Consider the following 19,111-nt stretch of genomic DNA (forward strand, 5'->3'; position numbering starts at 1 on the left):
TATTTTCCGGCATGAAATCCCCCGTGTACTGTCCCCTTGCGGTGAATTTTCACAGGATCGTGCAGAAATCGCACAGTATCGAGCATGGTCGGCGTGGCCCTCGACGCCCAGAATGACAGGCGTCTTGCGCTCGGCCGAGGGCATCGGCCGACACTCGTGATCCACAGGGAGTTCATCATGACCAACGCCAAGGGGTATGCCGCCCATTCCGCCGAATCGCCGCTCGAGCCGTATGCTTTCGAGCGTCGCGAACTGCGTGGCGACGACGTGGCGATCGACATTCTCTACTGTGGCGTCTGCCACAGCGACCTGCACTTCGCCCGCGACGACTGGGGCATGGCGGCCTATCCGGTGGTGCCCGGCCACGAGATCGTCGGTCGCGTCACCGCGGTGGGCGCCGAGGTCAGCCACTACCAGGAGGGCGATCTCGTCGGGGTCGGCTGCATGGTCGACTCCTGCCGGCATTGTCAGGCCTGCGACGACGGCCTGGAGCAGTATTGCGCCGAAGGCTTCACCATGACCTACGGCAGCGAGGACCGTCACGACGGCACGCTCACCCAGGGGGGCTATTCCGACAAGGTGGTGGTCAGCGAGCGCTTCGTGCTGCGCATGCCGGAGGGCATCGACCTCAAGTCCGCCGCGCCGCTGCTGTGCGCCGGCATCACCACCTATTCGCCGCTCAAGCACTACGGCGTCAAGCCGGGGCACAAGGTCGGGGTGATCGGCATGGGTGGCCTGGGTCACATGGGCGTCAAGCTGGCCAAGGCGCTGGGTGCCGAGGTGACGTTGTTCACCCGCTCGCAAGGCAAGGTCGACGAGGCCAGGAGCAATGGTGCCGATCACGTCGTGGTCTCCACCGATGACGACCAGATGGCGGCGGTCGCCGAGACCTTCGACTTCATGCTGGATACCGTGCCCAATCAGCATGACCTGAATCCCTACCTGCAGGCGCTGAAGTACGACGGCACGCATATCCTGGTCGGACAGCTGCAGCCGCTGGAGCCGGCCGTGATGGGCGCCAACCTGATCTTCCGCCGCCGGGTGCTGGCCGGTTCGCTGATCGGTGGCATCCCCGAGACCCAGGAGGTGCTCGATTTCTGCGCCGAGAAGGGCATCACCTGCGATGTCGAGATGATCGACATCCAGGACATCAACCAGGCCTGGGAGCGCATGCAGAAGGGCGACGTCCGCTACCGTTTCGTGATCGACATGGCCTCGCTCAAAGACGCCAACTGATTCCGGCGCTCCCGCAATGCTCCAAGCCGGCGCCCCCCCTTCGGGGTGCCGGCTCTATCATTACGCTTTGTCTGAAAAATGTCTGCGCTCGCCCGTACGGTGTTAAAAATCGACTGGTGCGCCAGCCCGGTCAAATGCTCGTTTACGACTTGTAAACTCCGCTTTTTCGTCAATTTTTGCCTTGTCTGGCCATCGCTCACCGATTTTTCTGACAGAGCTCAATTCCCCGTGACATCGTTGTCGGCGGCGTCGTCATTGCACACGTGACGCGCCTGGTCGAAGCGCTCATCGCCAGAGGGCATTCCGGCAGTTGAGTGTCCACGTAAACTGTCCCAGATCATTTACAGTCCCGGCCGTCGGCACATAGTCTGAAAGGGTTCCCACCTGTCCCAGGCCATTGGAATGGGTTGGCACACCTGCCCAAACCGATAAGGACTGTTCGTGAAACCGACCGCGAAAAGTGACTTCCGCCCGATTCCCGCTCTCATCGCTATCGCCATCGGGATTGCGATCGGGTTCGTCCCCACACCAGAGGGTGTGTCCTCCCAGGGCTGGTTGATGTTGGCCATCTTCGTGGCGACCATTGCCGCCATCATTGGCAAGGCCATGCCCATCGGGGCTGTGTCGATCGTGGCAATCACGGTGGTGGCTGTCAGTGGCGTCACCAGTGACAACCCCGGCACCGCCATTCGTGACGCCCTGGGCAGTTTCAGCAATTCGCTGATCTGGCTGATCGCCGTGGCCATCATGATCGCCCGGGGCTTGATAAAGACCGGCCTGGGCGAGCGTATCGGCTACTACTTCATTGCGCTGTTCGGCAAACGGACGCTGGGTATCGGATATGGTCTGGCGCTGTCGGAACTGGTGATTGCGCCGGTCACGCCCAGCAATACCGCACGCGGCGGCGCGATTATCCATCCGATCATGCTGTCCATCGCCAAGAGTTTCGGCTGCACGCCGGACAACGAAAACACCAATCGGATCGGCAAATACCTGGCGCTGGTGAACTACCATTCCAATCCGATCACCTCGGCGATGTTCATTACCGCCACCGCGCCCAACCCGCTGACGGTGAAGCTGATTGCCGATGCCACCGGGGGCGACATCAGTCTTAGCTGGACGACCTGGGCCCTGGCCATGCTGCTGCCGGGTCTCGTGGCCATTGCGCTCATGCCGCTGGTGCTTTATCTGATGTACCCGCCGGAGATCAAATCCACGCCGGATGCCGTCAATTTCGCCCGCGAGCGGCTGGAAAACCTGGGCAAGCTGTCCCGGGACGAGGGCATCATGCTTGGCGTGTTTCTGGTGCTGCTGTTGCTGTGGGCGGATGTGCCGGCCTGGATCCTGGGTGATGCCTTCAAGCTGAACTCCACCACCACCGCGTTTGTCGGTCTGTCCATTCTGTTGGTGACCGGGGTCCTGAACTGGAAGGATGTGCTGGCTGAAAAGAGTGCCTGGGACACCCTGGTGTGGTTTGGCGCGCTGGTCATGATGGCCACCCAACTGAACACGCTGGGTGTGATCGACTGGTTCTCCGGCGCCATTCAGCAGGGGATCGTCAGCACCGGTCTTGGCTGGCCGGCTTCCACCGCCCTTCTGGTGCTGGTGTTCCTCTATTCCCATTACTTTTTTGCCAGCACCACCGCGCACATCACCGCGATGATGGGGGCATTCCTGGTGGTCGGCCTTGGCCTTGGCGCACCGCCGATGGCATTTGTGCTGATGATGGCGGCCACGTCCTCGATCATGATGACGCTCACCCACTACGCCACCGGCACGTCACCGGTGATCTTCGGCTCCGGTTACGTGGGGCTGGGCGAATGGTGGAAGGCCGGCTTCGTGATGAGCCTGGTGAACCTCCTGCTCTGGGTGGTCGTCGGTGGCCTATGGTGGAAAATCCTGGGCTACTGGTAATCACCGTAGCCCCCTGGATTACTCCACCCCACCCACCGTCCGGGCCGGGGCGGGTTGCAGGTTTCTGCGGATGATCTGGTGAACGTAGGCCAGGCCCAACAGGCAAAGCCCCAGGCCCATGAACGAGGCGACACGCCACAGCCCGGTCACGTCCGACATGTCGAACAGGAAAATCTTGGCGATCACCAGCATCAGCAACAGCATCGCCGCCTTGTAAAGCGGCTGCGCCTGGAAGCGGATACCGGCAATGGTGCCGACCACCGCCATCAGCAGCCACACCATGGAATAGGTGTAGTGTTCGCCGTCGCTGATGACGTTGTGGATGCTCAGCCCTCCCTGCCACAGGTGATGGATCTCGATGGACACGAAATACAGCAGGGCGGCCCCGGCAGTGGCCCCGGCAATTTTGCGGAGCTGGCCTGCAAGCAGGCAATAGCTGGTGGCGGCCAGGACCACCGGCAGCCCGTAGGCGAGCAGCAGGCTATTGAGCAGGGGCGTGGAGGCAATCGATGCGGGCTCCCACAGCGGGTTTTTCAACAGCAACAGGCCGCCCACATAGATCAGGCCGCAGACAGCGAGTAACAGGTGCCCGCAAACCCGGTAGAACGCCTGCAGGTGGTGCGCGCTTTTTGCACGGTACATGTACACGTTCCCGATCAGGCCCGCGGCCGCCATATTGAGGGCCGCTTCCAGGTAGGAGTAGGTCTGGCGGAAAATATCGCCGTCGTACAACTGGTAACGGGTTTCATAGATCAGCGTCAGTGCCAGCAGGTGCAGGCCCGCGCCCTGCAACCATTGCCGCAGGGGATCCTCCGGCCGGGTGAAGTAAGCCGCCACCCAGACCACCAGGGCGGAGCCCCCGCACACCCACAGGCTCCAGTGGAAATCGGTGGGATAGCTCAGCAGCCAGGGATTCAGGGTCAGCCGTACGATGACAAGGCCCAGTACCGCCTTTACAAGGTACGGCAGCACCGGCAGGGCAAACCGCTGGTGGAGCCGGGACAGGGTCACCACCTGCAGGGCCAGCGCCAGGGTGAGCGTGGCTTCCCGCAGTACCATGACCGCCGCCAGTGAGTAGGCCAGATGGGCACTGATGACCAGTGCCGCGGTGACCGAAGCCGGAACCTCTTTAGCTGTCTGCCGGTTCGCAATAGAAAGATAGGCCGCGCCCAACACCAGCATGGCGACGGCCCACTGCCAGTGGGTGTTCATGTCCGTCAGTCCGATATAGGCAATGGACAGGGCCGCCACCGGCGCCAGAAAGGCCAGCGACGACCAGTACCCTTTGTGCTCGCTGACCTTGATGTTCCACAGAGCACCCGGGGTGAACAGGCCGACCAGAACGGCCAGTGCGCCGGCGAACTGGCTGGCTTCACTCGAAGACAGGTGGCGCACATGCACCCCGGTATCCGAAGCCAGTGCTGATGCCAGTATGCCGATGGCCGTGATCGCGAATGCAGGCCAGGCGATCAGGCTGAACCCGGGATGATGACGGCAGACCCAGAGTACCAGTGCGGGCAGGATCCACAGGGCGATCACCGGCGAGGGGTCGGACACGGCGATGCTGAGACCGGCGGCGGCAACGAAGGTTGCCAGCGTATAGACGTTCCGGGTGAGGGGGGAAATGAACATGTTCCGGTGGCAGCAGGCCATCAGGGGCGGCTCTTCCTTCACCTGGCTGTTGACCAGTCGCCAGTCGGAGCCGGGGATGGCCAGGAAACCATAGGTGACCAGCGCCAGGTAGATCAGTTGTACCGAAGGATCAACCGTCGAGGTCAATGACAGGGCCCACCAGCCTGTGGCGCCCGCCATGATGCCCAGCCACAGCCAGTTGCGATAGACATGACGCAGCAGTGCCAGTGACGAGCCCGTGATCACCAGGCTGTAGATCAGGGCCCCGAGCATGTTCTGGCTGCCGGTGTCGACCAGTATCGGAACCACATAGGCCCCCAGCATGCCGAGGGCGGCCAGTACCGGGCCATGGATCAGTGACAGGCCCATGGTGACCAGCGACACCACGAGCAGCAGGCTGAAGACCGGCCCGGCCGGCCACAGTTGGTAAAGATGGAGGGTCGCCAGCAGGGCAGCGTACAGGATAATGCTCGCGCCACCGGCCAGCGCGGCCAGCACATCGTTGTAGTGCGCCAGTTGGCGCCGCTTCCAGAGCGCCACGCCATGGAAGGTCAGGCCAAACAGGATCGCCAGCGCGATGCGGGCCGTTGGCCCCAGCAGACCGGCCTCGATGGAGTACCTGACCAGGAAAATGCCGGACAGGCCGACGCTCACGCCACCCAGCCACACCATCCAGTTCTCCTTCAGGTGGGCCAGCCAGGGGGCGTGATTCTCGAGGGGTTCCGTGTTGTCGGCGCCTGTCTTCCCGGTGTCGGGCTCACGCCCGGAAGAGACCGGCTTTTCGGCGGCAGGTCGTGGTGGTTCCGAAGGTGACTCGGGGGGTGGGCTTTGTTCCGCCTGAGCGTCGCTGGCCGTCCTTTCCGGGGACAACGAATCGCCGGCCGGTTGCTCCAGCGACGCCGGTTCCGACCGGTCGGGAACGGCATTGCGCTCAGGCCGGTTCAACTGCGCCTGCAAAGCCGCAACCTGAGCGCGCAGGTCACGTTGTTGAAAAAAGGCGATCCACCCCAGAATCGCGCCCGGTACCACTATGCCAAATAGAACAAGGGCAAAGATAATAACCCCACCCATGGCCACACTCCCTGTCAGTCGGGCAGGCAGTGTACCGCAAGTTACAGTGTGGTGTGTACGTCAGTAAGTTGGGGCGGATGATCGGGTCGCCTATAGACGTTATTCGTGTGGTTCCGCTATTGCGTTATCGGGTCGTTATTGAGTAAACGATCCAGCAATCCCATTTGCCGGGCCTGACTCGGCGATCGCAGGTCGTTGCCTTCTTGAGAAAATAGCCATGAGTGCTGTAGGAAATCAGCCATTATCGGTGTGAGAAATTGGCCATTATCGGTGCGGGAAGTTGGCTGGAGGCAAGATTGAGTCGAAAAAACTATGGTTGAGTAACGGCGTGGCGTCCTGCTTGAGTGAATAGTGAGGTTGTGTTATTTTTCGGTGCTGTAAGTCTTTATGTTTTCTACGTGTTAAATAAATAGTGGAGGTCTTTCATGGGGCTGGCTATTGCTGGTGTCACCTTGAATGTGTTGTTGGCGGCAGCCGTTTCCTTCAACGTCACCCAGGATCTTTCGGGAACGGCTTCGACCGTGTTTCTTTCCCTCATCGGGGCTTCTCTGGCAGCAACTGTCATCGGCTTCCTGGTCGCCGTGAGTAGTCGAAATGTCCGGCTCGGTGGTGTCATGATGATTGTTGGTTCGGTCATTTTCGTGCCTGGGGGGCTCGTTGCAATATTTGGGGCGAAACGTCTCATGAGTAAGTCTATGCAAGACCAGAGAGCCCAAGAAAAGTTCGATAGCTGACGATTGTTAAGTATCCATGGCGTTTATTGAGTATAGATAGAAAGGGCAGTCCGTGTCGCAACCAGAAATCTTCGAGAATCACTGGTATTATCAGGATAATGGCCGTATCCGTGGTCCATTCAAAAAAGAGGCAATGATAGTCTCCATTATGGACCACGAGATAGGCCCTGATACCCAGGTTTGGAATACGAGTTGGTCTGACGCCACTCCGGCAAAGCCGCTGCGCGATACGTCCTTCAGTGACTATTTAACGGACGAAGCCAGGAAAAAATATACGCCTAAGCCCGTCTCGGATCGGTTGGCTTGGGTGTTGGCATTGTTTCCTGTCGCCTTTCTGTTCATTGATAGCATACTGATTTATAATTACAGCCCCATTGCTTTTTCGAATTTTTATATATTTGGCGTGCCCATGGTCTATTCGCTAATAGCACTGGTGGATGCCTTGAGAATTCGGGACAGTGGTCGCGGGAAGGCCCCTCTTTATTGGTTCTGGATAACACCCGTCTATCTCGCGGTAAGAGCCAGCAAGCTCAAGCGAGGTGTTCGTTTTTTCTGGCTATGGCTTGCCTCATCGTTGCTTTATGCAATCGTCGTCTTCGGTGTCGTCGACGGCGGCTATCTCTTGCCATCGCTTCGCCCGTTACCCTCGTGCTCGAGCTCCATGGTCATCGATACGAACAAGCAGATCTTCGACGACGCTATGCGGGAAAATAGAAGTTCTTACGCAAGTATGGCGAGATCACTTCAGAATGCCTTGGGCGCCAAGTACGGTAGTCCCTACCACTACAATGAATACTCAGGTTTTGGGCAGAACATGAAGGCGGAAGAGCTCGCGAATATCCAGCAGGTAACAAACACGTCTGATGTCAGATCATGCCAGGCAGTAGTAATCACTTCTCTAGGGCCGCGTATCCCGATAGCTTACAGCATCAAGCGGGCAAGTGGCGGTATTGAGGTAAAGTTGAGGTCGCGTTAGTGATCAATGCTCAGTCAAATAGCGAGCGGTTTTAGAATGGAGAGGTCTGGTTTCTACGGAAGGGAATCGGCTGGTTGCGTTGGTCTTTTCAGCTTTTCGGTGCGACCTTTTTTGATCGCCGGTCGCCAGGCCGACCCCAGTCGACGGGCGGCAGGCCCCATAACGTCGATGTCGCTGGCAGGTCGTGCGCCATCGTGGCACTGACGTCGACACTACCCCTCTGGAACAGGAGACCCCGCGTGCCATCCTCTGACAATCGCAGGCCGCTCAAGAGTCGCAATCATCGTCTCGCGCAGCGCGCCGCTGCCTGGCTGAGCCGGCGTCGTTGCACGCCCAACCAGATCTCGCTGGCGAGTATCGGTTTCGCCGCTTTCGCCACGCTGGTGCTGGTGGCCTGGCGGCATGCCACGGGCGGGGCGCAGTGGGTGTTGCCGCTACTCGCCATCGTGGGTATCCAGGGGCGTCTACTGTGTAACCTGCTCGATGGCATGGTCGCGGTGGAGGGCGGGCGCTCGACGCCCGACGGAGAGCTCTACAACGATATACCGGACCGTATCGCGGATGCGCTGTTGCTGGTGGCGGCGGGTTATGCGGCGGGCACACTCTGGAGTGGCGGTATCTGGCTCGGCTGGCTGGCGGCGCTGCTGGCCGTGGCGACCGCCTACGTGCGCATGCTGGGCGCTTCGATGGGCGCGCCCATGTCCTTTATCGGGCCGATGGCCAAGCCGCACCGTATGGCGTTGCTGAGTGGCGTCTGCCTGCTCAGTGTGCTCGAACCCTATCTCTGGCCCAAGGGATGGGCGCTGCTGCTGGGTCTCGGCGTCGTCGTCGTCGGCAGTGCCCTGACCATCGTCCGGCGTACACGGGCGATCCACGCCCACTGCATGGCCGCCGCCGACCGGCCGGCGAGGGGCGAGGATGTTTGATATCGCGCCCCACGTCGAGACGGTGGTCATCGTGGTGCTGGGATTGCTGTGCGTCGCCAGCCTGTCGCGTGTGTGGCTTCGCCAGCGCTATCCGCAGCGCGACTGGCTGGAGCTCAAGCAGCGCATCCGCTCCTGGTGGTGGATGATCGGCCTGTTGTTCGTCGTTCTGTTGTTGAACCGCGAAGCCGGTATCGTCTTCTTCGCCTGCCTCAGCTACCTGGCGCTCAAGGAGTTCTTCTCGATCGTGCCGACGCGCCTGGTGGATCGCCGCGTGCTGTTCTGGGCCTACCTGGCGATTCCCGTGCAGTACCTGTGGATCTGGCAGGCGTGGTACGGCATGTTCAGCATCTTCGTGCCGGTCTACGTTTTCCTGTTCCTGCCGGTACGCATGCTGCTGCTCGGCGACAGTCAGGGGTTCATCCGCGCGGCGGGGGTGATCCACTGGATGGTGATGCTGGCGATCTACTGCATCGGTTACCTGGCGGCCCTGCTGACGCTGCCGGTACTCAATCCGGCGGCGGGTTACCTGGGGCCGGTTTTGTTCGTCGTCTTCATCACCCAGTTCAACGACGTCTGCCAGTACGTCTGGGGCAAGCGGGTCGGCAAGCGCCCGATCCTGCCGCAGGTCAGTCCGAACAAGACCTGGGGCGGCTTTCTGGGCGGCGTCGCCACGGTGACGCTCTGCGCCGGGCTGGCCGGGCCCTACCTGACCGGCATGTCCTGGACGCTGTCGCTGGGTGCGGGCGTGCTGATCGCCGTGTGCGGCTTCTTCGGCGACGTGGTGATCTCCTCGGTCAAGCGCGATCTCGGCATCAAGGACACCGGACAACTGATCCCGGGGCACGGCGGGGTGCTCGATCGGCTCGACAGCATCATCTACACGGCGCCGGTCTTCTTCCATTTCTATCGCTTCTTCGCCTACTGAGGTGGCGTCATGCAGCGCTGGCTGAAAGTGCTCTTCTTTCTACTGGTCGTTCGGCCGCTGATCGTGTTCGTCATCGGTCTCAATGTGTTCCAGCGCGAGCGGCTGCCGCGACACGGCCCGCACGTGCTGGTCGCCAACCACAACAGTCATCTCGATACGCTGGTATTGATGAGCCTGTTCTCGTGGCGGGACCTGGCGCGCGTGCGCCCCGTGGCGGCGGCGGATTATTTTCTCGCCAACCGTTGGCTGGCCTGGTTTTCGACCCGGGTCCTCGACATCATTCCGGTCCACCGCGATGGCCGAGGCGACCGGGGCGATCCGCTGGCCGACTGCCGTGCGGCGCTGGCGGCGGGCGATATCGTGATCCTGTTCCCGGAGGGGAGCCGAGGCCGGCCCGAAGCGATGCAGCCGTTGAAGAAAGGCGTCTTTCATCTGCTCAAGGAGAGTCCCGAGATACCGCTGACGCCAGTCATGCTGCGTGGCCTGGGGCGGGCCCTGCCGAAGGGCGAGGCGCTGCTGGTGCCGCGCAATTGCGATGTCGCCGTGGGCGAGGCGATGCATGTCGGCAGCGACAGTGCCGCTTGCATGGCGTCGCTCGAAGCGGCGTTCGCGATACTCGCGGAGCAGTGCCGGGGCAGCGCCTGGCTGGACGAATGGCAGTAGCCGAGCCTGGCGGACCCGATATCGAGGATGCGTTGCGGATCGGCGTGCGCCGCCGCTACGGTCGGGCGAGCAGGGCGGCGAGGATCACGGGCGCCCCGGCGCTCCGTTTCATGGCCTGGATCACGACGTCTTGAGCCGGGTCAGCCCTTCCTGGGCCGACGAGGCGACCAGGTAGCCTTGCCGGTCGTAGACGTTGCCGCGCGAGAAACCGCGCCCGCCGCCGGCCCAGGGGCTTTCCATGTCGTAGAACAGCCAGTCGTTGATGCGCACGTCGCGGTGGAACCACAGCGCATGGTCGAGGCTGGCGATGCGCAGCCTGGGGTCGCCGAAGTGCGTGTCGTGGCCGATCAGGCTGGTGGTCAGCAGGTTGAAGTCCGAGCTGTAGGCGAGCAGATAGCGGTGCAGGATGGCGTCGTCGGGCAGATCGCCGGCGAGCCGGAACCACAACCGCTTGGTGGGAATGCCGTCGCGCTCGCCATCCGGCAGGTGCAGGAATTCGATCGGGTGGCCGGCGAACTGCTGCGGCCGGGCGCCCTCGCCGATCAGGGTATCGGGGTCGTCGACGACGGGCCGACTCGGCTGGTGATGAAAGCCGGGCTCGTCGACGTGGAACGAGGCGCTGCAGAAGAAGATCGTCTTGCCGTGCTGGATCGCGCTGATCCGGCGGGTCGCGAAGCTGCCGCCGTCGCGCACCCGGTCGACCTGATAGACCACCGGGTGATGGGCGTCCCCGGCGAGCAGGAAGTAGCCGTGCAGGGAGTGCACGCGGCGCTGTGGATCGACGGTCTGGCAGGCGGCGGACAGCGCCTGGCCGAGCACCTGGCCGCCGAACAGTTGCGGAAAGCCGAGATCCTGGCTGCGACCGCGAAACAGGTTCTCCTCGAGCATCTCCAGGCCCAGCAGGTCGACCAGGGCATCGAGTGCGTGTGTCATGCGTCCTCTCCCTACGTGTACGATGAGCGCGTCGACAGAATACCCGAGACCCCGATCATGCGCAGCGATAACTACTACATGCACCGTGCCCTCGACCAGGCCCGGGTGGCGCAGGCCGCCGGCGAGGTGCCGGTGGGTGCGGTGGTGGTGGACATCGCCGGCGAGATCGTGGGGCGTGGCTACAATGCCCCGCTGGGCAGCCACGACCCGAGCGGCCACGCCGAGATCCGCGCGCTGCGCGATGCCGCCGCGCGGCTCGCCAACTATCGCCTCGATGGCTGCACGCTGTTCGTGACGCTCGAGCCCTGCATGATGTGCGCCGGGGCGATCATTCATGCCCGACTGGCGCGGGTGGTCTATGCCGCCGCGGAGCCGCGGACGGGGATGGTCGAATCGCGGGCCAATCTGTTCGCGCAGCCCTGGTTCAATCATCGGGTGGCGGTGGAGGGGGGGCTGCTGGCAGTGCAGTCGCGACGGCTGCTGCAGGCGTTCTTCGCCGAGCGCCGGGGGCAGGGGCCGCATGAGTCGCCCGAGGCGGACGAATCGCCTAGCTAGTCGGGGAGACGGCGGGAAGGATAAGCGCGGCACCCTCGGGTGCCGCGCCTGGAGTCACTCTTTCCAGTCGAGCCGGCTTTCGAGCACCAGGCCGCTGTCGGCCATACGGGCATCGATGTTCATGGCATCGATGTGCTCGAACTGGGCGCGGGCGCTGGCGAGCTCGCTGTCCAGCTCGTCGGCGAGCTCCCGGTTGCCCTGCATGGCCAGCAGCCCCTGGGTCATGTCCAGCCATTGCAGATACATTGCCCCGGAGATACGCAGGTGCATCAGGTGGCCGGCGTCGGCGTCGTCACCCTGCAACTGATCGGTGAGCCGTGTCTTCTCGCCGTCGCCCACGGCCACGCCCAGGGCCTTGTCGCTCATGGCGGCCCAGCCCGGCTGGCCGTCGAGCATGGCGAGCCACTGTTGCGGCAGGGAGACCGCGCCCGAGTCCGGTGTCAGGCGCAGCTCGGCGAGCTGCGGCACCATGCTCTGGCCCATGGCCAGCAGGCCGTCGGGATTGCTGGCGGCGATGATGGCCGCGCCCTTGACGTCGGGGATGCCGTTCGTGGCGGTATCCATGGCGTCGAGGATCAGGCGCACGCCGCGCAGGTCGCCGAACGGCGGCATCGCCAGCATGTTGATGCGTTGTCCGAGCTCGTCGAGCTGGCCGTTGAGCTCGGCGAGTTGCGGGCATTCGAAGGGCTTGGCCTGGAGGCTGTCGATCTGCTCGCGCAGCACCGTGCGCAGCGTCGGCATGGGCAGCGCCATGGCCAGATCGAAGGGGGCGTCGGTGGCGGCGCCGAGACCGGGCAGCGGCGTATGCAAGGTGGCGAACGGCTTGGCGATGTCCGACATCAGGGACACGTCCATACGCTGTTCGACATGATCCGCCTCGAGCGCCGTGTAGCCGAGACTCAGTTGCGGTACCCAGCCGGCGATACGTTCGGCATCCGCGCGGCAGGCCGCGGAAACGGCCGTCGGCGCCTGTCCGGTGGCCTGCTCGCGCATCGCTTTGACGGTATCGACGAGCGGATCCTCGTCACCGATGAGCAGGGTCACCAGACGCTGGGTATCGATGTAGCCGGTGCCGTAGGGCAGGTAGCCCTTGGCGTCGGCGAGCTTGGTCAAGGTGTCGCTGGCGCTCTTCTCGGGCAGGCTGTCGCCGAGCAGTTCCGACAACAGGGCGTCATCGAGGGTGTCGGGCGCCAGGGCGAGAACCGCCCGGCCGTCGTGGACCGCGCTGATCAGTTGCAGCGGCGTGTCCGCGAGCGGCACCCGGCGATAGTCCGTGCCGTCCAGGTCGCGCGTCTCGAAGGTCGCGCCGGCGGCCTTCGCCAGGCGATCGAGGAAGTCCCGGTAACGCTGGGGATCGTCGACGCCCAACCGCAGTACCGGTGTCAGACCGAGGCCGTAGAAGGCACTGAGCCCATACAGGTCGACGCCGATCGAGTCGGCCACCTGACGGTAGCCCTGCTTGCCCTCGAGTTCACCGGCGAGGGCCGCGAGGAGCCCGGCCATGGACTCGGCACCGTCGTCGCGCAGCGCATCGGCGGCCTGGGTCAGTTGCCGCCGATGCTCGTCGATCTGGGCATCGAGGGAGGCCAGCGGCGTCTCGAGGGCCGCCTCGTCGGGCGTCTCGTAGGTGGCGAACAGGTAGGGCGTGTCGGCCGGCACGTGGGCCAGCGGCGAGGAGGTCCCGGAGGATGAGTCGCCGCAACCGGCCAGCAAGAGGCCGGCGGCGGCGGTGGCGAGCAGTGCGCGTCGCATGGTAAGGCGTTCCTTTGTCGCTGTGCGTTGAATGATCCCGGCTCGATGGCCGGACAAGGTCGGACGGGAAGCACTGGGCCACTCTGTCGGTGGCTATCGTTTTTCAGGGACGGGGCGATGCCCGATTCCCAGGCTCGCCGGGCATTATCGGCGAGTGACGCCCATTATGCAGCCGTGGGCGGAATTTTTCCGCCCCCGGATCACAATACCGGTGGTACCACGTCGAAGAGTTGCTGGGTGTCCTCGTCGCTGGGCTCGCGCTGGTTGAGCTGGAAGAACTGCTGCTCGGTGCGCTCGATGTAGTTGAGGATCTCGTAGTAGCGGCGGATGTTGCGCACGTAGATCACCGGCTCGCCGCCGCGGGCGTAGCCGTGGCGGACCCGCGAATACCACTCGCGCTTCTGCAGCAACGGCAGCGCCTCGCGCACGTCGGCCCAGCTGTAGGGGTCGCCGCCCTGCATGTCGACGATCTTCTGGGCGTCGTAGAGATGGCCCAGGCCGACGTTGTAGGCGGCCAGCGCCATCCAGGTGCGGTCCGGCTCGGTGATCTCCTCCTGCAGGCGCCGTTTCGTCTCGAGCAGATACTGGGCGCCGCCCTCGATGCTCTGACGGGGGTCGAGGCGGTTGTCGACGCCGACTTCCTCGGCGGTGCGCTCGGTGAGCATCATCAGCCCGCGCACCCCGGTCGGTGACGTGGCCCTGGGTTTCCAGTGCGACTCCTGATAACCCAGCGCGGCGAGCAGCTTCCAGTCGAAGCCGGTGTCCTTGGCGGCGGCGACGAACTCGGCCTTGTAGGTGTCGAGTCGCTGGTTGGCCTGCTGGATGAAGGTACGGGCGCCGACGTATTCCAGGTAGTCGTCGTGGCCGAAATAGCGTTCGACCAGGTCGTCGAGGGTGCCGTCGGCCTGCATGTCGTCGAGGAAGCGGTTGACCCGCTCGAGCAGCCCCAGGCCGCTGTCGGCGGGCAGCGCCCAGGCCAGGCTCAGCGGGTCACCGATCAGGAAACCGTTCTCGACGCCGGGAAAGAACAGCCGGTTGAGCTTGAACTGGTGCTGGTAGATCACCGCCGCGTCGAGTTCGCCGTTCTCGACCAGGCTCAGCAGGTCGGCGACCTCGATGTCGGCGGATTCCTTCCAGGTCAGTTCGGGCAGGTCGTTCTGCAGTTCGCGCAGTACCAGGCTGGCGCCCGAGCCCTTGAGCACGCCGACCGAACGGCCGACCAGATCCTGGGTGCTGTCGATCGGCGGCAGGCCCCGGCGATACACCACCAGTGGCTTGAGCGTCATGATCGCGCGACTGAAATGCACCCCCGTCAGGGTCGGGTCGAGGGGCAGCGCCGCCGCGCCCAGGTCGGCGTCGCCGTCGCGTACCGCGGCGAGCACGTCGTCGATGTTGCCGTCGCTGTCCAGCGCCAGGCTGACGCCGAGGCGGTCGGCGAAGCGCTTGACCAGCTCGAACTCGAAGCCGGTCGGCCCCTGACGCCCCTGGTAGTAGGTGGTCGGGGTGTTGCGCGTGGCGACCTGGATGAAATCCCGGGCGCGGATCGCATCGAGCAGCGGGTCCCCGGGCGTCGCCTGCCAGGCCGGCCAGCCCAGCAGCAGCAATCCCAGCACGATGAGCGTCGTCCGGCGCGGGTGGCGGGCGAGGGCCTTGAGCATGCGTTGCCGTCGGTTGCAGTGAGCGGCTCACCATACCCGGCCCCCCGTGGGCTGTCATCCCGGCCGATTCCACGGATTTCTCGAAGGACGGGCTTTCCAGTATCATGTGCGCTCGTCGCCGCCGTCCGCGGTCCCCATTTTCGGCTTTCTTCAGAGGCTTCTTTCGACATGCTCGAACTGCGAGGAGCGCCCGCCCTTTCCGCTTTCCGTCATGCCAAGTTGTTGGCCGCCCTGCGCGATCGGGTCCCCGAAGTCGAGACGCTGCACGCCGACTACCTCCACTTCGTGGATCTCGACGGTGAGCTGGATGCCGGCGAGCGTGCGGTACTCGACAGCCTGCTGGCCTACGGTGCCGAGACCGATCCCGGCGCGGCGCGCGACGGTCATCTGTTCCTGGTGGTGCCGCGGCTGGGCACCCTGTCGCCGTGGTCGTCCAAGGCCACCGATATCGCCCGTAACTGCGGCCTGTCGCAGGTCCGGCGCATCGAGCGCGGCATCGCCTATCGCGTCAAGCTCGACGGCGTGCTCAGCGAGGCGGCCTTCGAGGCGATCGTCGCCACCCTGCACGACCGCATGACCGAGTCGGTGCTGGCGAATGCCAGCGACGCCGCCCGGTTGTTCGCCCACCAGGCGCCGGCGCCGCTCGGCCAGGTGGACGTGCTCGGCGGCAGCCGCGAGGCACTGGCCCGCGCCAACGGCGAACTGGGCCTGGCGCTGGCCGAGGACGAGATCGACTACCTGGTCGAGGCGTTCCAGGGCCTGGATCGCAACCCCAGCGACGTCGAGCTGATGATGTTCGCCCAGGCCAACTCCGAGCATTGTCGCCACAAGATCTTCAACGCCGCATGGACCATCGACGGCGAGGCGCAGCCGCATTCGCTGTTCCAGATGATCAAGAACACCTACAACGCGGCCCCCGAGGGCATCCTCTCCGCCTACAGCGACAATGCGGCGGTGATCGCGGGCAGCGAGGCCGGGCGGTTCTTCGCCGCGCCACGGCTGGGCGACACCGAGGCCCGCTACGCGGCGAGTCGCGAGCCCATTCACATCCTCATGAAGGTGGAGACCCACAACCACCCCACGGCGATCGCCCCGCATCCCGGCGCGGCCACCGGCTCGGGCGGCGAGATCCGCGACGAGGGCGCCACCGGCCGTGGCGGCAAGCCCAAGGCGGGGCTCACCGGCTTCGCGGTCTCCAACCTGCGCATTCCGGAGTTCGTCCAGCCCTGGGAAGCCTTCGACTACGGCAAGCCCGAGCGCATCCAGTCGGCGCTCGAGATCATGCTCGAGGCGCCGATCGGCGGGGCGGCGTTCAACAACGAGTTCGGCCGCCCCAACCTGACCGGCTACTTCCGCACCTACGAGCAGGACGCGGTGGGCGCCGACGGCATCGAGCGGCGCGGCTATCACAAGCCGATCATGATCGCCGGCGGTTACGGCAACATTCGCGCCGACCACGTCGAGAAGGGCGAGATTCCCGTCGGTGCCCGGCTGATCGTGATGGGCGGGCCGGCGATGCTGATCGGGCTGGGCGGCGGCGCGGCCTCGTCCATGGCCTCGGGCAGCTCCAGCGAGGATCTCGACTTCGCCTCGGTGCAGCGCGACAACCCCGAGATCGAGCGCCGCGCCCAGGAGGTCATCGACCGCTGCTGGTCGCTGGGCGAGGCGAATCCCATCGCCTTCATCCATGACGTCGGTGCCGGCGGGCTCTCCAACGCCCTGCCCGAGCTGGTCAAGGACGGCGGCCGTGGCGGGCGCTTCGAGCTGCGCGAGGTGCCCAACGCCGAGCCGGGCATGAGCCCGCTGGAGATCTGGTGCAACGAGGCCCAGGAACGCTACGTGCTGGCCGTGGCGGCCGAGGACCTCGAGACCTTCGACGCGCTCTGCGAGCGCGAGCGTTGCCCCTACGCGGTGGTCGGCGAGGCCACCGAGGCCCATCACCTGCGCGTCCACGACGGCCACTTCGACAGCCTGCCGGTGGACCTGCCGATGAGCGTGCTGTTCGGCAAGCCGCCCAAGATGCAGCGCGGCTTCGCGCGTGAAGCGCGGCCGATGCCCGGCGCCGACTTCGACAACCTCGACCTGCGCGAGGCTCTCGATCGCGTGCTGCGCCTGCCGGCGGTGGCGTCCAAGAGTTTCTTGATCACCATCGGCGACCGCTCGATCACCGGCCAGGTCGCCCGCGACCAGATGGTCGGCCCCTGGCAGGTGCCGGTGGCCGACTGCGCGGTGACCACGGCGAGTTTCGACACCCACGCCGGCGAGGCGATGGCCATGGGCGAACGCCCGCCGGTGGCGCTGATCGACCCCGCCGCCAGCGCCCGTCTGGCGGTCGCCGAGGCGATCACCAACCTGGCCGCGGCCCCCATCGCCAAGCTCTCCGACGTCAAGCTCTCCGCCAACTGGATGAGTGCCGCCGATCACCCGGGCGAGAACCAGGCGCTCTACGATGCCGTGCAGGCGGTGGGCATGGAGCTGTGTCCCCGGCTGGGCATCGCCATCCCGGTGGGCAAGGACTCGATGTCGATGCGCACCGCCTGGCAGGCCGGCGAGGACGAGGCCGTCGAGGAGAAGGCGGTGACCGCGCCGCTGAGCCTCAACATCACCGGTTTCGCCCCGGTGACCGACGCCCTGAAGACCCTGACCCCGCAGCTGCGCCTCGATCAGGACGAGAGCGACCTGATCCTGATCGATCTCGGTGGCGGCAGGAACCGCCTGGGTGGCTCGGCGCTGGCCCAGGTCTACGGCCAGGTGGGCGACGCCTGCCCCGACCTCGACGATGCCGAGGATCTCGCGGCCTTCTTCACCGTGATCCAGGGGCTCAACGCCGACGGCAAGCTGCTCGCCTACCACGATCGCAGCGACGGCGGGCTGCTGGTGACCCTGCTGGAGATGGCCTTCGCCGGTCGCGGCGGTCTGGAGATCAAGCTCGACTGGTTGATCGACGACGGCTATTCGGCGGCCAGTGCGCTGTTCGCCGAGGAGCTCGGCGCGGTGATCCAGGTCAACCGCCACGACACCGAGTTCGTGCTCGCCCAGTTCGCCGCGGCGGGCATCGACACCTGCGGCGTGATCGCCCGCCCGCGCTACGACGATCAGGTGCGCGTGACGCTGTTCGAGGAGCCGCTGCTCGAGACCACCCGCGCGCTGACCCAGCGCGCCTGGGCCGAGACCAGCTACCGGATGCAGGCGCTGCGCGACAACCCCGAGTGCGCCAAGGCCGAGTACGACGACCTGCTCGACCTGCGCGACCCGGGGTTATCCGCCGAGCCGACCTTCGACGTCGACGAGGACATCACCGCGCCGTTCGTCAACACGGCACGCCCGCGCATGGCGGTCCTTCGCGAACAGGGCGTCAACGGCCACGTCGAGATGGCCGCGGCCTTCGACAAGGCGGGGTTCGAGGCCCACGACGTGCACATGAGCGACATCCTCGCCGGCCGGGTATCGCTGGAGACCTTCAAGGGGCTGGCCGCCTGCGGCGGTTTCTCCTTCGGCGACGTGCTCGGCGCCGGCGGTGGCTGGGCCAAGTCGGTGCTGTTCAACGAACGCGCGCGCAGCGAGTTCGCGGCGTTCTTCGCGCGCGACGACAGTTTCTCCCTGGGGGTGTGCAACGGCTGCCAGATGCTCGCCCAGCTCAAGGAACTGATCCCCGGTGCCGAGAGCTGGCCGCGCTTCGTGCGCAACGAGTCCGAACAGTTCGAGGCCCGCGTGTCGATGGTCCAGGTCGAGAACAGCCCGTCGATCCTGCTCGCCGGCATGGAAGGCTCGCGGCTGCCGATCGCCGTGGCCCACGGCGAAGGGCGTGCGGAGTTCCGCGACAGCGGCCATCTGCGGGCCATGCAGGGCAAGGGGCAGATCGCCCTGCGCTACGTCGACAACTACGGGCAGGTGACCACCCATTACCCGGCCAACCCCAATGGCTCGCCGTCGGGTATCACCGGCCTGACCACGCCGGATGGCCGGGTGACCATCATGATGCCGCACCCCGAGCGGGTGGCGCGGGCGGTCACCAACTCCTGGCGCCCGGCGGAGTGGACCCGCGACGGGGCCTGGATGCGGCTGTTCCGCAACGCCCGGGTCTGGCTCGGCTGAGTGTCGGCGTGACCCGATCGGGCGACGGGCCTGCCGGTTGG

The 19,111-nt window shown here is 64.9% G+C and carries 13 protein-coding genes; 9 read left to right on the plus strand and 4 right to left on the minus strand.

Features of this window, described 5'->3' with window-relative positions; all coding sequences use genetic code 11:
• Positions 1–177 precede the first annotated feature (177 nt).
• Positions 178–1,236, plus strand: coding sequence for an NAD(P)-dependent alcohol dehydrogenase (locus tag KGR00_RS02025; RefSeq protein WP_224417865.1), 1,059 nt, complete (start codon positions 178–180; stop codon positions 1,234–1,236).
• A 441-nt stretch (positions 1,237–1,677) separates the two neighbouring features.
• Positions 1,678–3,150: a DASS family sodium-coupled anion symporter gene (locus tag KGR00_RS02030; protein ID WP_224417864.1), complete on the plus strand. Its 1,473-nt coding sequence runs from the start codon at positions 1,678–1,680 to the stop codon at positions 3,148–3,150.
• An 18-nt stretch (positions 3,151–3,168) separates the two neighbouring features.
• Here KGR00_RS02030 and KGR00_RS02035 read toward each other — a convergent pair whose 3' ends face one another.
• The gene (locus tag KGR00_RS02035; RefSeq protein WP_224417863.1) at positions 3,169–5,853 is read right to left on the minus strand and encodes a DUF2339 domain-containing protein; all 2,685 of its coding nucleotides are present in this window, start codon (positions 5,851–5,853) and stop codon (positions 3,169–3,171) included.
• A gap of 425 nt (positions 5,854–6,278) precedes the next feature.
• Between KGR00_RS02035 and KGR00_RS02040 the strand changes: the two genes are divergently transcribed.
• The 5 genes from KGR00_RS02040 (at position 6,279) to KGR00_RS02060 (ending at position 10,077) form a co-directional block, all read left to right on the plus strand.
• On the plus strand, positions 6,279–6,587 hold the full coding sequence (locus KGR00_RS02040) for a hypothetical protein (RefSeq protein ID WP_224417862.1): 309 nt from the start codon (positions 6,279–6,281) through the stop codon (positions 6,585–6,587).
• Positions 6,588–6,639: 52 nt separating this feature from the next.
• Positions 6,640–7,563 (plus strand): DUF4339 domain-containing protein, encoded by a 924-nt coding sequence (locus KGR00_RS02045; protein WP_224417861.1) that lies wholly within the window; start codon positions 6,640–6,642, stop codon positions 7,561–7,563.
• A gap of 239 nt (positions 7,564–7,802) precedes the next feature.
• Complete coding sequence (locus KGR00_RS02050; RefSeq protein WP_224417860.1) at positions 7,803–8,489, plus strand: CDP-alcohol phosphatidyltransferase family protein; 687 nt, start codon at positions 7,803–7,805, stop codon at positions 8,487–8,489.
• Positions 8,482–9,414 carry a phosphatidate cytidylyltransferase gene (locus tag KGR00_RS02055; RefSeq protein WP_224417859.1) on the plus strand — a complete coding sequence of 311 codons (933 nt, stop codon included), beginning with the start codon at positions 8,482–8,484 and terminating at the stop codon, positions 9,412–9,414. Before KGR00_RS02050 ends, KGR00_RS02055 begins: the two co-directional genes overlap by 8 nt.
• A 9-nt stretch (positions 9,415–9,423) precedes the next feature.
• Positions 9,424–10,077: a lysophospholipid acyltransferase family protein gene (locus tag KGR00_RS02060; RefSeq protein ID WP_129138943.1), complete on the plus strand. Its 654-nt coding sequence runs from the start codon at positions 9,424–9,426 to the stop codon at positions 10,075–10,077.
• Between the two features lie 120 nt (positions 10,078–10,197).
• On the opposite strand, the gene KGR00_RS02065 is transcribed toward KGR00_RS02060, so the two are convergent.
• Positions 10,198–11,010 carry an acyl-CoA thioesterase II gene (locus KGR00_RS02065; RefSeq protein WP_129138944.1) on the minus strand — a complete coding sequence of 271 codons (813 nt, stop codon included), beginning with the start codon at positions 11,008–11,010 and terminating at the stop codon, positions 10,198–10,200.
• Between the two features lie 57 nt (positions 11,011–11,067).
• On the opposite strand from KGR00_RS02065, the gene tadA reads away from it, so the two are divergent.
• On the plus strand, positions 11,068–11,565 hold the full coding sequence (gene tadA, locus KGR00_RS02070; protein ID WP_224417858.1) for a tRNA adenosine(34) deaminase TadA: 498 nt from the start codon (positions 11,068–11,070) through the stop codon (positions 11,563–11,565).
• A gap of 54 nt (positions 11,566–11,619) precedes the next feature.
• On the opposite strand, the gene KGR00_RS02075 is transcribed toward tadA, so the two are convergent.
• Positions 11,620–13,317 carry a hypothetical protein gene (locus tag KGR00_RS02075; RefSeq protein WP_224417857.1) on the minus strand — a complete coding sequence of 566 codons (1,698 nt, stop codon included), beginning with the start codon at positions 13,315–13,317 and terminating at the stop codon, positions 11,620–11,622.
• Between the two features lie 200 nt (positions 13,318–13,517).
• A complete protein-coding gene (mltF, locus tag KGR00_RS02080; protein WP_129138947.1) occupies positions 13,518–14,975 on the minus strand; it encodes a membrane-bound lytic murein transglycosylase MltF in 1,458 nt (485 codons plus the stop codon).
• Between the two features lie 168 nt (positions 14,976–15,143).
• Between mltF and purL the strand changes: the two genes are divergently transcribed.
• Positions 15,144–19,070 (plus strand): phosphoribosylformylglycinamidine synthase, encoded by a 3,927-nt coding sequence (gene purL, locus KGR00_RS02085; RefSeq protein ID WP_224417856.1) that lies wholly within the window; start codon positions 15,144–15,146, stop codon positions 19,068–19,070.
• Positions 19,071–19,111: the final 41 nt, after the last annotated feature.

It is taken from the genome of Modicisalibacter sp. MOD 31.J (assembly GCF_020147985.1).
GTDB lineage: Bacteria > Pseudomonadota > Gammaproteobacteria > Pseudomonadales > Halomonadaceae > Modicisalibacter > Modicisalibacter coralii.